Source organism: Rhodopirellula sp. P2 (assembly GCF_028768465.1).
Taxonomy (GTDB): Bacteria; Planctomycetota; Planctomycetia; order Pirellulales; family Pirellulaceae; genus Rhodopirellula.
In genome coordinates, this window is the sequence record NZ_CP118225.1 from 4,422,354 (window position 1) to 4,435,380 (window position 13,027).

The window sequence follows — 13,027 nt, forward strand, 5'->3', positions numbered from 1 at the left end:
CTAAGTCGTGGGATTGGGATGGCCCCGCGACTTTACCAGGTTGATTCGTCGGCCGCCCATGGCGGATTCATTCGACTTGCATCAAATACGAAATCAGGTCGGCCAAAGCTTGCGGAGTCAGTTGTTCTTCCAAGCCTTCGGGCATGATCGACATGCCAGTGCTTTGAAGCAGCTCAATGTCAACGCGGAGCAATTCGTCTTTGGCGGATTCAGCTCGCTGCAGCGTGATCGACGTCGCGGATTCATCCGTGATCATGCCGGTCAGAGTGCGTCCATTCACATCCAAGGCGACGTAGTTCAGGTACTGCGGATTCACCTCGCGGTTGGGATCCAGGACATTGGTGAGGATGAAGTCGGCTCCGCGAGCCTTCACAGTCGCCAAGTTCGGGCCGATCTCGTGGCCGTGATTTTCCAGCCGATGACAATTGGAACATTGCGTTGTGAAGAGTTTTCGGCCTCGAACGACATCGCCCTCTTTTTGCAACGCGATTTGATAGGCATTCACGACTTCTTCACGATTCTTGGAGCCGCTGGATTCCAGCAGTTGATTCCCAAGGTCGCGAATGGTTGAGTCGTTGGATTTGGCAGCGACCTGCAAGCGAGAGCGGGACACTTCGCTGATCGGAATGTCGCCAGCGACGATTGCACTGAGCAAGGCTTTCAAGCGATCGGGGCGTGAGAACAGGATCTCGCTGGCCGTTTCGCGAAGGCTCGGGCTGAGACCGCTCCATTGTCCAAGCAGCGTGGTCGTGATCTCACTGGAATCGAATCGTCCCCATGTCATCATCGCGGCGCGTTGGACTTCGATTGGTTGTCGACTGTCGATCAATGGTGGCAGGACGTTCGAGATGCGTTGTGGACCCGCATAACGAAGGTTGGCGATGGCAGACGCACGAACGTTGACGGAAGCGGAGTCATCGGTTGCGACCTGTTCCAACGTCGCCAGCATCTGCTGCATCTTGTCATCGATGCTGGTCAGTTCGCCCGCAGATGCGAGGCGGTGCAGAACGCTTCCTGACCGAGAGCGTGATTGCAGTAATTGGCCCAGGATTGGAAGAGCGAAGCTGCCTTCTGATGGCGAGAGATCCGAGACAGCGGCGAGCGCAAGTCGAATCTCCGTCTCGTCGTCTTGTTGGCCGACTTGAGATGCCAGTCGGGTCAGGAAACCATCCAGACGAGTGTCAAAGGGCGGCGTGAGCAAGGCGGCGAAGAGCCTGCCTGCCCCTGTGCCGAGCGAACTCTGAACTGCTGTTTGCATCCAACGATCAGTGGGGGGGTGCCGGATGATCGCTGCCAAAATTTCGGTTTTGTCGAGTCCTGGAACTGAGCCGGCGGTGAAGGCCAGTTGATAGCGAACCTCAATGGATGGATCGTCTGCGAGCGTGGTCAGCTTTGTCCGTAAGTCTTCGCTGGCGTCGACGTTTTCAGCCAATCGTATCGCGAACCGCCGCAACGCGGGTTCAGGGGCGTCGAGACACAAAAGAATGGTTTCTGAGTTCAGTTGTCCTAGTCCATCCAAAACCGCCAGTGCGTGCAAACGCCCGAGCGGAGACACCGATTCGCTGGCCAATTGACGAAGTGATTGAGTGGCCTGGGATTGTCGTTCGATCAACAGTCGGGCCGCCGTTTCGCGTTGCCAAGCGTTGGGGTGAGCGAGGGTTTGAACCAACTCCGCGTCGGTTGACGCGTTCAAATTTGGCGTCGGTCGGTGTTGATAGTTTTCAGGAATCAGACGGTACAGACGGCCTCGGTCACGTCCGGAGGTCAGGTCCAAGTGCTGCTTGATTTCAGCAGGCAGACTCTTGGGGTGTTCAATGACCTCGCGGCAGACATCGATGATGTGCAGCGATCCGTCGGGGGCGTTGGCGAACTGGGCGGGCCGAAACCAAATGTCGGTGGAGGTGACCAGTTCACTGTTGGTGTCGACTCGTTTTCCGACCCATTTCAGTCCATCGGGTTGGAGTCGTTTGCGGTGAATCAGGTTGCTGCCAACGTCCCCGATGATCGCCATCCCTTGGAACGATTCCGGCCAAGCATCGCCGCGCACGATGGTCACGCCGGTAGCGCCGGTGAAGTATCCGGCCGCTCGGCCGCCACCTTCAATGGGACCGCGAGCTTTGCCGCTGACTCGCAATCGGGTGCGGACAATCCTCCAGGGTTCGACGGGACTGGTTCGAAACACTTCGGCTTGTGGCCCATCTTCGGCGATGGAAATTCGCGCCGGTGCAGGTTGAAGCAACGGGTTGCGACCGAGGTAGCGGTCTTCGTACATGACTTGCTGAAGATGATCGCTGTTGGAGGAAACGAACTTGCGCCCCCAATCGTCGAACCCCATGCCGTGTTGGGCGGCGCCGCTGGTCAATTCGAATTCGCCAGTGCGAGGGTCCAACGCGATGTCGCGGCCGCGGACATTGATGGCGTCCGATTCTGGTTGTTGTGGTCGCCGGATCATACCGCCAGTGCTGCTGCAAGCGATGTGAATGCGGTTGTCGAGGCCCCATCGAAACGAGTTCATGAGTCCTTGGACATTGGAGGTGCCAAATCCAGTCAGGATGGTTTCACGTTGATCTGCTTTGCCATCCCCGTCGGTATCACGAAGGTAGTACAGGTTGGGAGCGTCGCCGACGAACAGCCCACCATTCCAAGGGAACAGACCGGTGGGCCAGAGCAGACCGTCGGCGAAAATGGTGCTGCGGTCGTAGACTCCATCATGGTCCGTATCAACCAAGTGAGAGATTCGCGAGATACCCTCGTCGCGATCTTCGCTGTAGCCGCGCATTTCGCAGACGAACAAGGACCCATCCGCGGCCCATTCCATGGCCACGGGGCTGGTCACCAACGGTTCGCTGGCGATCAACTGAATTTGAAAGCCACCGGCGACTTGAAAGTCCGCAAGTGTTTCCGAAGGCGGGGTGGCTGGGACGCGAGGAAGCTCCGCGGCATAGTCCTCCTCGGCGACACCGATTCGAAATCCCAGCGTCAGCAGGAGGGATAGGCCGACGACGATGCTGCTTGTTGGCGAGTTGCGTGTGATCGACTTCATCGTGAGGGAACCTCGGCTGTCTCTTCTGCTGCGGACTCAACGGGCTGGTCGGATTCCAGCTGCTGTTCTTCTGGGACTTCAAGAAGGGTCCGCACGCCTTGCATCAAAACGGATTCCACTTCGGGGGCCACCTTGGACGCTCGTGCGCTGGTTTCGTAACCGCCTTGTGAATAGGCCTCTGCGGTTCCGATGTAGCCTGGGCCGTAGTCGCCGTAGGCTGCCATGGCAACCTTGAGATCAGGACGCATGGCTTTGGCTGCCAATTGATATTCGACGAACAGTTCACCGGGCATGTGCAGCAGCCGAACGTCTCCGACCGAGAGGCAACTCAAATCGATTTTGTGTCCGTTCTGGCATCGCAGCAACCAAGCCAGGTCATCGGGACTGCCCCAGTAGTCGGTTGAATTCCAGGACCGCAGTTTTTCGCGAAGCGCATCGGCGTCGAGGTGGGGCGCGGGCGGCAGAGCAACGGGCGCGAACGACCATCCGACATCGTTTGCCGAAAGGGCAAACTTTTCGGTGGACTGGGCAGCCGCTTCCATGGCGTCGGCCAAACGTTGAGCGAGGATCAGTCGGTTGGCGGGAGAGCCGTCGTTGTATTTGCCCGCGCCAATGTTCCCGCCGGCCCCATTGAAGTGGACGTGCATCACGTCGGGCCGGTCTTGGCCGCGAATGAATCGAGCCAACCCGGGAAAGTCGGGGCTGGGAACGCCGGTTCGGTAGTAGCTCTGTGGATGACAGGCGTAGTGCGTGATCACCGCGATGGCTTGGTCGCCATTGAAGAACGTCAGGGATGTCAGTTCGGGATCGATCGTGCCATCGGGTTCGGCTCGCAGTTTCGGATCACGACAGGCGGTGTAGCGGGTCGCGAAGACCTGGCCCGTTTCATCTTGAAGTCGACGGTTGGAAGCAATCTTTTTGACCTCTGCGGTTCCCCAACCTGCGTGAGTGACTTCTTTGGCACTGGCGATGCCCTCGGTGACCGCGTCGGTCAAACGGTTCAAAACTTCTCGGGCGAGCGAACTGTCGTAGGGTCCCAGGTCCGATTTGCCGGTGTCGTTGACGAGTTGTTCCGCGGAAAAATCACAGCGAGGTGCGTCGTGTTGATGCAAGGTGTGCACGGCGACTCGTTCGGGCGTCGTCCCGGCGGCTTTGGCCAGCCGGCTTCGGAATTGATCGTGCCCTTCGTTTCCAATTCCGATCCAATCAACGGCACACAGCACGATCGGGGCATCCGCGCCGAGAATCACGATGCCGCGAGCCCGGAGCGTCATTTCTTCAACTCGTTTGACACGGTCGTACGCCATCATGGATCCGACCGGCGGCGTCGCGTCGACGTCAAATGTTGCCAATCGAATGTGATGAGGCTGGGGCTCCGACTCCGCCGTTTCTGTTTGGGCCAGGAGACTGTTGGGGATAACGATCGAGCCGACCAAGCACACAGTCAACAAGAAGGGAGCAAGTGGCTGGAACAGAAAACGAGACATCATGGTGGGGCTCCGGGCGAGTTACCAAGCACACGAAAAAAGACCAATGATGCTGGCGGTATGGTGGGCATCGCAGGAGATCTCATTCCAAGATCCTCGATGCAATGACGTTGCCATACCGTGCCAACGTGGTTGTGTCCATTCGAGATGGATGGCGATCAGGGGGGAGTTGTTGGTGGGAGTATCCGCTCGAGTGCGTCTTGCTGAGTTGATCAAGCGGACTGGCAATATGGTAGCAGATTGAAACCATGGTGATGGGTTGAGGAGGGCGATGGATGGCAGAGTCTCCCAACGTGACCTTTTGAGGCTCATCCGACTAAAGCGTACTTTGCTTGATGGAGCGAGTAGAGAAGTAGTTCGAAGTATTCGCGATCACGAATGCCGTAGGATTGTCGTTGGACCGTTTTAATTGGCTCATCCGACGGAAGGGTGCGCCCGAGGTTTTCAAGGCATGAGTTGGCGACGAAGTTGCCTCGATACCACCTGAGCGGCCAAACATCCTGTTGATCCTTTGTGATGATTTGGGGTACGCGGATGTGGGTTTCAACGCGGCGCACTTTGGCGTGCAGACCGATGTTGTGACTCCCCATCTGGACCAATTATGCAGGTCGGCTGGAATGATCGGGCACAACCATGTGAGCCGTTTGGGCGTTCGCCTGGCCTGCGCGTGAAAACCGTGGCTAACGCCAACGGCTCACATACCCGATGACACCTGCGTACCTGCTTAGCAACGCGTGAACAACAAGTGACGATGTTAGCGGTGTGGCGCAAGCCGCCCGGTGAGGAACCGGAGGGCTCGCGCCCTTCCGCTACGTCACTTGTTGTTCACGTGGTCCTTAGCGAACGAGGGGGTGATGTTCACTCAGGCGTATGTGTCGCATCCATGTTGTGGTCCGACCCGGATGGCATTGCTGTCGGGACGGATGCCACATTGTTTTGGTGGGCAGAAGAGCTGGATCGAGAATGGAATGCCGAAGTTCGAGCAGACGTTCCAATTGCGTTGATGACTCGGGAGACGTGCAAGCCAACGATTCAGCGAGGCTGGTGAGCCTGGTTCACTTCACCAGTGGCTGCTGCATGCCTTGTTGGCTGATGCATGCAATGGTGCCCGATCGAGGTGATGGCACAAAAAGGGACGGCCCGATTGCCGCCCCGAAGAACAGTTGAATGACAACTGTTCTGCTTTGATGTTGGAACTCAAATCAACGTTCGGAGAACGCGATCAGATGAGTTTGGTTTTGCCTGGGATGGCGAAGCTTGGCTCGGGACGACTGCCGTCCCACTGCAGGTCTTTGGGGAACAGATCCAGTTCCGATTCGTTGGCCACAAAGTCCCAAGTGACTTTCTTGCCGGTGTAGGCTGCCATCCGGCCCATGACAGCGGTCAGGGAACTTTTCGCGGTTTCGAGCAATTCGACAATGGGTTCACCGGACCGAATGGAGTCGATCAAGTCCTTGTGTTCTTGACGGTAGGCGTCCGCGATGCTGCCTTCCAGTTTCAAGGTTTCTTTGCCGCTGCGATCCAGGAAGGTCGACCCGCTGCTTCCGGCACCGATGACGGCGAAGCCCTTGGTTCCGCGAACGGTGCTGCCGTTCTCGGCGGTGGTGCCAGGGATTTGGCGACACATGAACGAGACGGGGCGATCGTCTGTGTACAGATAGTCGATGCACATGCTGTCCCACATTTCGCTGTCGTCGGGACGAGTGAAGCGACCGCCCGAACCGTAGGCACTGACGGGCGGGCCTTGCATGACCCAGTTCATCAGGTCGATGTTGTGGACGGCTTGCTCGGCGATTTGGTCGCCGGACAACCAGATGAAGTGCATCCAGTTGTTGAGTTGGTACTGGGTGTCGCTGACGTCTTTGCCGCGGTTTTTGTACCAGATGCCGTTGCTGCAATAGCGGGAGGTCATGCCGATCACGTCGCCGATTTCACCGTCATGGATTCGTTTGACCGCTTCCATGTAGTTGCTTTGGCGACGGTACTGGGTGCCGGTGACGATTGCCGTGCCATTCTTCTTGGCTTCTTCGTGAGCAGCCACACAGATTCGGTAGCCCGCGGGATCGACGCAGGATGGTTTTTCAGCGAAGACGTGTTTGCCAGCTTTGACTGCTTCGGCGATATGAAAAGGACGGAAGGCAGGCGAGGTCGTCAAGAAAACGACTTCCACATCGGGGTCGGCCAAGACCTTCTTGTAGGCGTCCAGCCCGGAATAGATGCGGTCGTCGGCGACGTTGATCTTGTCAGCGTGTCGACGTTTCATTCCTGTGCGGAGACGTTCCGCGTTGCCTTGGTCCAAGTCGGCGATCGCGACCAATTCGATGTTGTCATTGATCGTGAGCGAATCGTTGACCGCTCCGGTGCCACGTCCGCCAGCACCAACGATTCCGATTTTGATTTTGCGATTGGGGTCGGTGGACGCGGCTTGAGTGTGAACCATTTGATTGGCGCCAACGGTTGCCGCCAGGGCAGCGGTGGCGGTCGCACCGCGACGCAGGACATCGCGGCGACTGGTGGTCTGACGATCAGAAGTGGTGCGGTTCAGCTTGTCGTTCATATCAGGCTCACTTGGAAATTGTCAAAGGAACAATCGCGGCATCACGATTGGGAAGGACAGAAACAGGCAGGTGGGATTGCGTCAGAGCAAGTGTCTGGCGGGCGGGAACAATGCGAGGGACTCAGGTGGAAGGGAAAATGGACGAGGCCACTGATCTTCTGGGGAGCAAATCAAGCGGTTCTCGTGACCTCGTCCATCCCATTCGCTTCGCCCGAAAAACGGGCTTCACGAAGTTTAGTTTGAAACGGTCGGCAGTTCTTAAAAACGTCAGTTACTGACCGTTTCTTGGCTTTGCAGTTCGATTGTCTTGCCGGTTCGGAAGGACTCATCCGCCGCCGCGACAATTTTCATCGAGTTGACCGCATCCTGGAGGTGGGCCGTTAAGTCGTTGTCTTGTTGAATTGCATCCAAGAAGAACTGCTGTTCGCGATGGCAGAGTCCATCGTGGTCGGGTTCATCTTCCAGATGGATCCATTCGTCGTCGCGGGCGAAGTTGCCCTCGGCGTTGAGTTTGCCGTGGTGCAAGCGGATCGATTCAGTTTTGGTGTGAGCGTCCACGTTGTCGCTCTGTCCCGTTGACGAGGCGGATTCCGCAACGATGGAAACGGATCCCTTTGGACCCACCACGTCTTTCACAAAGAATGCTGTTTCGCTCATCATCGGGCCCCAACCGGCTTCGTACCAACCGACCGAACCGTCTTCAAAAGTGACTTGCAATTGGCCGTAGTTGACCATTCCTTCGGGAAGTTCGTCGGTCAAACGGGCACCAATTCCGGAAACACGGATCGGCCGCGAACCGGTCATTTGGCACATCACATCGACGTAGTGCACGCCGCAGTCCACGATCGGCGAAACCGTGGACATCAACCGCTTGTGAGTTTCCCAGGTCGCACCCGAGGAAGACTGGTTGAGGTTCATCCGCATCACCAAGGGCTTGCCCAAGGTGTGAGCGATTTCGATGAAGCGGTTCCAGCTTGGATGATGTCGCAGGATGTATCCGACCACCACTTTGCGGTTGGTTGCCAAGGCAGACGCCACAATGGATTCGGCGGCTTCGACTGAGTCCGCAAGCGGTTTCTCAACAAAGACGTGGCAACCGGCTTCCAAGGCAGTCGTCACGAAGCGAGCGTGCGTGTCGGGCCAAGTGGATACACAAACCGCATCTGGCTGGGTCGCCTGCAAGGCTTCGTCGAAGTCTTGGTAGGTGGGGTAGTCGCTGCCAAGTTCTTCGTTCAGTTTGGCGCCGGATTCTTTGGAACGGGTGCAAATCCCGACGATCTCGAATCCGTCGATGGCTTGGTAGGCCAACGCATGGGATCGTCCCATGTTGCCGGCGCCCACGCACAGAATCCGGACGCGTGGTGAGGAGGAGGTTTGTTCGGACGCACTCATTGCGTGGGTTCTCCAAATGTGGATGGTGACAAGCATTTCGCAGCGGCGTCGTCAAGCAAATATTGGACGTCGCGGTGCGACTGCAAGAAGGAGGCTGGGATCGAGGATGTCATTGGTCCCTCGATGGCACGCTGGACAATGTCGGCTTTGTGTTCGCCGAATGCGAGCAATCGAATGCGATGAGATTGCAGTATCGAGTCGACCCCCATGGTGATCGCGAGCAGTGGCACGTGGTCCATCCCACCAAAATCTTTGACCGCATCCAATCGCGTGAGGTCGTCGAGTTTGACCAACCGTGTGCGTGTGTCTTGGGTTGCGCCCGGTTCGTTGAAACCGATGTGCCCGGTGCGTCCAATCCCTAGCAGTTGAAGATCAATGCCGCCGGTCGCTGCGATCAATTCATCGTAGTCGCGGCAATACCCCGGAACGGTTTCCAACTCAATGGTGCCGTTGGGAATGTGAACGTTGGAGCGAACAATGTCGACATGATCAAACAGCTGTTCGTTCATGAACCGAACGTAGCTTTGGGGGGCATCGGGGGTGATCGGAAAGTATTCGTCCAGGTTGAACGTGATCACGTTGTGGAAGGACAGGCCCTCTTCGCGGTGCATTCGCACCAATTCTCGATAGACACGAATCGGAGTTGATCCGGTCGCCAAGCCCAAAATGCAGTTTCGATTTTCCGCAGCACGCTGGCGGATCAACGCTCCGATCTCTCTGGCAATGCGTTTGCTGGCGACGCTGGCGTCCGCCAACTTCAGAACAGACAGTCCCGGTGTTGAGTTCGTCGAACGATTGAGTGGCGACGGGCTTTCCAAGGTACTGCTCATGAGTGGGACGCATGCATTGCGGTGTCGGGCGAACGGGAGGAATGTTGGTTCGGGAAAAGTGCTGCCAGCACGTCGTCACCGGGATGGCCATGGCCACGATGCTGCACAAAGGCTTCTGCCGCATGCGTTCCGATGTCGGTTCCTCGAGCTTGGCTGTGGGCTTGCATGGCGGTCAGGTATTCGCTGATGCCGTTGTGCGATCGCAGCCACTCCGATTGGCTTTCGTGACAAGCCAACATGCGTGTCTTCGTTTCGAGTTGGTCGCTGATGTCGACGTACGTGGTGGGCGTGATTGCGTCGCCCATCCGGTCTTGTCCGTCATGTCCATCGGTGTAGTACAGATAGGGAACTCGCGAACCTTCTTGTACTGGTTCCGCAGATGCATTGGGAGCGGCGTACACGAAACTGGCGGCTCGACCGAGTTGACCAGAGACCTCGTGATCGGCGTGGTAGTCCGACATCGGCATCGTGATCACGAGCGTCGGGGCGATGCGCCGAAACAGGTCAATCGACTTTTGCAACGATTCGCGGTCGTAGACGACGCGTCCGTCAGGTTCACTGAGTGTGTGGAAGGTGGCGCCGATCAAGTTCGCTGCGTTGGTGCCTTCTTGAATGCGAGTTCGTGCGGTCTCCTCCGGGCCCATGTTCATCGACCCGCAATCGCCAGCGGTCACGGAAACGATGTGGACGTCCCAACCCGATTGTTGCAATCGAATCAAAGTGCCACCGCAGCTGATCTCTGCATCGTCCGGATGTGCCATGAACGCGAGGGCCACTTTTCTGTCGGGAATGGAGGGGCTGGTTGGCATTTCGGCGTGACTCACGTTTGGGGGATGCGATTCGTCGTGGCCCATTCTGCAGACTTGCGAAAGTCGTTTCTCCACGACAGTTGCCATTTTGTGGTACTCTGTTTGCGCATCGAAGGGGTGGGTTGTGGAAGTATGCGCGTATTTCCATGAAGTGATACTTTTTGTGCGCAGTGAGGAGGGGCTCCGCGTGTGAGCTCATCGCGGCACGATGCCCCGGAACCGAATTGCATCACCACCATTGCAACCGTTGCTGCGTCCCTTTCGTTTCACTTCAAACTCGTCTGTCCGTCATCGCTTTTCTATTTTCAGCCACATGAAAGCTTCCTACGAAAAGTTGGTCCCCGACGGTGGGCAATCGTTTCGATGTTTCAACCGCGCGTCGTTGCAGTCACCTGTGAAGTGGCATCGCCATCCCGAAGTGGAGTTGACCTACATACCGTCCGGAGTGGGGTCCCGAATGGTTGGCGACCACATTGGCAGTTACACCGATCATGACCTGGTGTTGCTGGGGTCCGAGTTGCCGCACACGTGGTCCTCCGACGAATACCGAGGGCAGGTTTACGACTTGCACTCCGCGATGGTGTTGCAGTTTCATCCCGACTTCTTGGGCCCCCACTTCTTTCGGCTCAATGAGATGGTGGAGATTCACCAGTTGCTGCAACGGGCCAGTCGTGGGTTGTGGTTTCCGGCCAGCGTCGCGGAGTCGGTTGGCAACCGGATGGCGGATTTGGAGACTCAGCGGGGAGCAGGTCGGTTGGTGACCCTGCTGTCGATTCTGGATGAACTCGCGGGGTGTTCTGATTGCGAGCCGCTCGCGTCCCATTTGTATCGGGCCAGTCACAACGAAGAGGTGGAGACCCGCATTCAGGTCATCTGCGACCACATCACGCATCACCTCACCAATCCCGAATTGACGCACAGGGAATTGGCGGAGCTCGCAGACATGAACGCGTCTGCTTTCAGCCGGTTTTTCAAGCAGTCCACCGGTCGAACGGTTTCGGCCTACATCAACGAGCTTCGAATCGGGTTTGCCTGTCGCTTGTTGACCGACACCGAGGATTCCATTTTGTCGATCAGCCAACAATCCGGGTATCAGAACCTGTCGAATTTCAATCGGCGTTTTCAACAGCACCGAAAGATGACACCACGTGACTATCGCAATCGTGTTCGGATCGCGGTTTGAGTGCTCGATCTCAGTTGGCAGATTCTTCTTTTGAAATTGCTCGTGTCAGTTTGACCTTCATCTTCAACGCCTTGCGCCGCCACTTCGCCGCCTCGTCTTGGTCACCGGCTTTGAGGAAGGCGTCCGACACAACCATGAACGCCTCGGAGAGGATTTTAGGATCTTGCGGATCCTTGGCTTCCTGAATTCGACGCACAAACTCATCCATCTTCTCGCGGACTTCTGGCAACGCACAAATTCTCTCGCCATCTCGCGTGGAACAGCCGAACACAACTCCCGCCAGCTTGTCATAGTCGCCGAGCAAGTCCGTGCCCTTGGGAACCAACCGCATCACGATTGAGTTTTCAGAGTCGTCGGAGACTTCCATGTCGACGTTTCGCCGTCCGAGCACGATGGGGATCTCGTGGTGATCGTCATCGACGTAAAGTCCCCAGGTGCCAGCAGGCAACTTGATCCTTGCGATGCCATCTTCGTCGGTGTGGTCGACAAATGTCGATGGATAACGGGGCCGGTCACGTTGATTGTGGAAGTAGGCGAGCAAGTCGGGGTTTCCAAAGAAGTCCGCACTCCGCGTCAGGGGGTTGCCGTAAACTTGGGATCCCCAATTGGTCCACATCACGTTCGGATAGGCAGTCACTTTCACGTCGCCAAGCGGTTTGTCGTCCAGGCTTTTCACCTGGACGCGGCATGCATGCAATGACTCCATCTCTAGAGTGATCGGTTTGTCCAACGGTGGGTCAAAGACGACTGGGTGCCCGAGACGACTGTTCTGCTTTTGGGCTGCTTGCGGGGAACGGACTCGGTGATTTTCGGTTAGCCCGATGATTTGAATGGATTGATCTTTCGGCCAGCCTTCAATCAGAAAGGTCCCGTCTGCATTGATAGGAACCCAAGTGGACCAAGTCACGCGTTCCCGCGTTGACTTTGGTGGAACGGTCATCGCCAGAACACGGCCATCGACGACTGGACGCGGAACATTGTCGGCGAGTCTTCCGGAGACGGATGTGGCGGGATGAAGCGGAACATCCAGTGGTGTGTTTGCGCCAGGCTTGAGTTCGACTTCGAAGATTTCACTGAAGTGTGTGGGGGCACCATCGACCAGACGCACCAACAGAAAGTCGCTTTCACCAGGGAACAGTTGATTGACGCGGACGTGGTCGCCTTGGATCTCCCTGTGGTAACTATTTTCCCAAGAACCGATGTCGGAACGAAGAACTTGGATTTCGTCCATCGTGAAGTCGTCGTCCATCACGACGACCGGTCGGAAAAGGATGCTTGCTGCCGGCTGCATTTCGATTTCAAACACGTCGTCGGACGGGACGTCCATGTGGATCGCATCTGCCAAACAGAATGACTCATGTCGAACATGCACGGAGACTTGCAAGGTTCGTGATTTTTCGGCGGCATCACGATAGAACGGGTACGAAATGTTTGCGATTCCGCGTTTGTCTGTGCGGGCAGCTTCCGGCTTCATCTCGGAAGGGTCGTTTCCATCGCGGAGCCAATGACCGTGGCCTTGCGAGTAACGAAGTGCCCAGGGAGTCACCACCGCACCGTTGATCGGGGCGCCATCGGGATCGGTCACCTCGACAGTAATCGTGTGGGTCGTTTGCTCGCCCACGATGGTGAACAGATCGTTCTCGTCCGCCGAAAGCGAACCGCGCCCGGGTACCGCGAACAACAAAACAACGACGGTTAGCAGCGAAAGTCTCATCACAAGTGCCTT

At 57.0% G+C, this 13,027-nt stretch carries 9 protein-coding genes; 2 read left to right on the forward strand and 7 right to left on the reverse strand.

Features of this window, described 5'->3' with window-relative positions:
- Window positions 1-67: 67 nt before the first annotated feature.
- Entirely contained in the window at window positions 68-3,043 is a 2,976-nt protein-coding gene (locus tag PSR62_RS15645) for a PVC-type heme-binding CxxCH protein (protein WP_274403931.1), read from the reverse strand.
- Window positions 3,040-4,533: a hypothetical protein gene (locus PSR62_RS15650; RefSeq protein ID WP_274403932.1), complete on the reverse strand. Its 1,494-nt coding sequence runs from the start codon at window positions 4,531-4,533 to the stop codon at window positions 3,040-3,042. The genes PSR62_RS15645 and PSR62_RS15650 overlap by 4 nt, the downstream gene beginning before the upstream one ends.
- Before the next feature lie 776 nt (window positions 4,534-5,309).
- Here PSR62_RS15650 and PSR62_RS25780 point away from each other — a divergent pair.
- Window positions 5,310-5,534: a sulfatase-like hydrolase/transferase gene (locus tag PSR62_RS25780; RefSeq protein WP_443217278.1), complete on the forward strand. Its 225-nt coding sequence runs from the start codon at window positions 5,310-5,312 to the stop codon at window positions 5,532-5,534.
- 218 nt (window positions 5,535-5,752) lie between these two features.
- Here the strand turns inward: PSR62_RS25780 and PSR62_RS15655 are convergent, their stop codons facing one another.
- The 4 genes from PSR62_RS15655 to PSR62_RS15670 form a co-directional block, all read right to left on the reverse strand.
- Window positions 5,753-7,087: a Gfo/Idh/MocA family protein gene (locus PSR62_RS15655; protein ID WP_274403933.1), complete on the reverse strand. Its 1,335-nt coding sequence runs from the start codon at window positions 7,085-7,087 to the stop codon at window positions 5,753-5,755.
- A gap of 267 nt (window positions 7,088-7,354) precedes the next feature.
- The gene (locus PSR62_RS15660; protein ID WP_274403934.1) at window positions 7,355-8,479 is read right to left on the reverse strand and encodes a Gfo/Idh/MocA family protein; all 1,125 of its coding nucleotides are present in this window, start codon (window positions 8,477-8,479) and stop codon (window positions 7,355-7,357) included.
- A complete protein-coding gene (gene nagB / locus PSR62_RS15665; RefSeq protein WP_274403935.1) occupies window positions 8,476-9,309 on the reverse strand; it encodes a glucosamine-6-phosphate deaminase in 834 nt (277 codons plus the stop codon). Before nagB ends, PSR62_RS15660 begins: the two co-directional genes overlap by 4 nt.
- Window positions 9,306-10,118 (reverse strand): PIG-L deacetylase family protein, encoded by an 813-nt coding sequence (locus PSR62_RS15670; RefSeq protein ID WP_274408240.1) that lies wholly within the window; start codon window positions 10,116-10,118, stop codon window positions 9,306-9,308. The genes nagB and PSR62_RS15670 overlap by 4 nt, the downstream gene beginning before the upstream one ends.
- A 313-nt stretch (window positions 10,119-10,431) precedes the next feature.
- Here PSR62_RS15670 and PSR62_RS15675 point away from each other — a divergent pair, with 313 nt between their 5' ends.
- Window positions 10,432-11,301 (forward strand): AraC family transcriptional regulator, encoded by an 870-nt coding sequence (locus PSR62_RS15675; protein ID WP_274403936.1) that lies wholly within the window; start codon window positions 10,432-10,434, stop codon window positions 11,299-11,301.
- 10 nt (window positions 11,302-11,311) lie between these two features.
- On the opposite strand, the gene PSR62_RS15680 is transcribed toward PSR62_RS15675, so the two are convergent.
- On the reverse strand, window positions 11,312-13,015 hold the full coding sequence (locus tag PSR62_RS15680; protein ID WP_274403937.1) for a hypothetical protein: 1,704 nt from the start codon (window positions 13,013-13,015) through the stop codon (window positions 11,312-11,314).
- Window positions 13,016-13,027 lie beyond the last annotated feature (12 nt).

Excerpts from the sequence above, each read along its gene's own strand:
- PSR62_RS15655 (WP_274403933.1), bottom strand. The coding sequence starts at position 7,087 with ATGAACGACAAGCTGAACCGCACCACTTCTGATCGTCAGACCACCAGT.
- PSR62_RS15680 (WP_274403937.1), bottom strand. The coding sequence starts at position 13,015 with ATGAGACTTTCGCTGCTAACCGTCGTTGTTTTGTTGTTCGCGGTACCC.
- PSR62_RS15650 (WP_274403932.1), bottom strand. The coding sequence starts at position 4,533 with ATGATGTCTCGTTTTCTGTTCCAGCCACTTGCTCCCTTCTTGTTGACT.
- PSR62_RS15675 (WP_274403936.1), top strand. The coding sequence starts at position 10,432 with ATGAAAGCTTCCTACGAAAAGTTGGTCCCCGACGGTGGGCAATCGTTT.
- PSR62_RS15670 (WP_274408240.1), bottom strand. The coding sequence starts at position 10,118 with ATGCCAACCAGCCCCTCCATTCCCGACAGAAAAGTGGCCCTCGCGTTC.
- PSR62_RS15660 (WP_274403934.1), bottom strand. The coding sequence starts at position 8,479 with ATGAGTGCGTCCGAACAAACCTCCTCCTCACCACGCGTCCGGATTCTG.
- PSR62_RS15645 (WP_274403931.1), bottom strand. The coding sequence starts at position 3,043 with ATGAAGTCGATCACACGCAACTCGCCAACAAGCAGCATCGTCGTCGGC.
- nagB (WP_274403935.1), bottom strand. The coding sequence starts at position 9,309 with ATGAGCAGTACCTTGGAAAGCCCGTCGCCACTCAATCGTTCGACGAAC.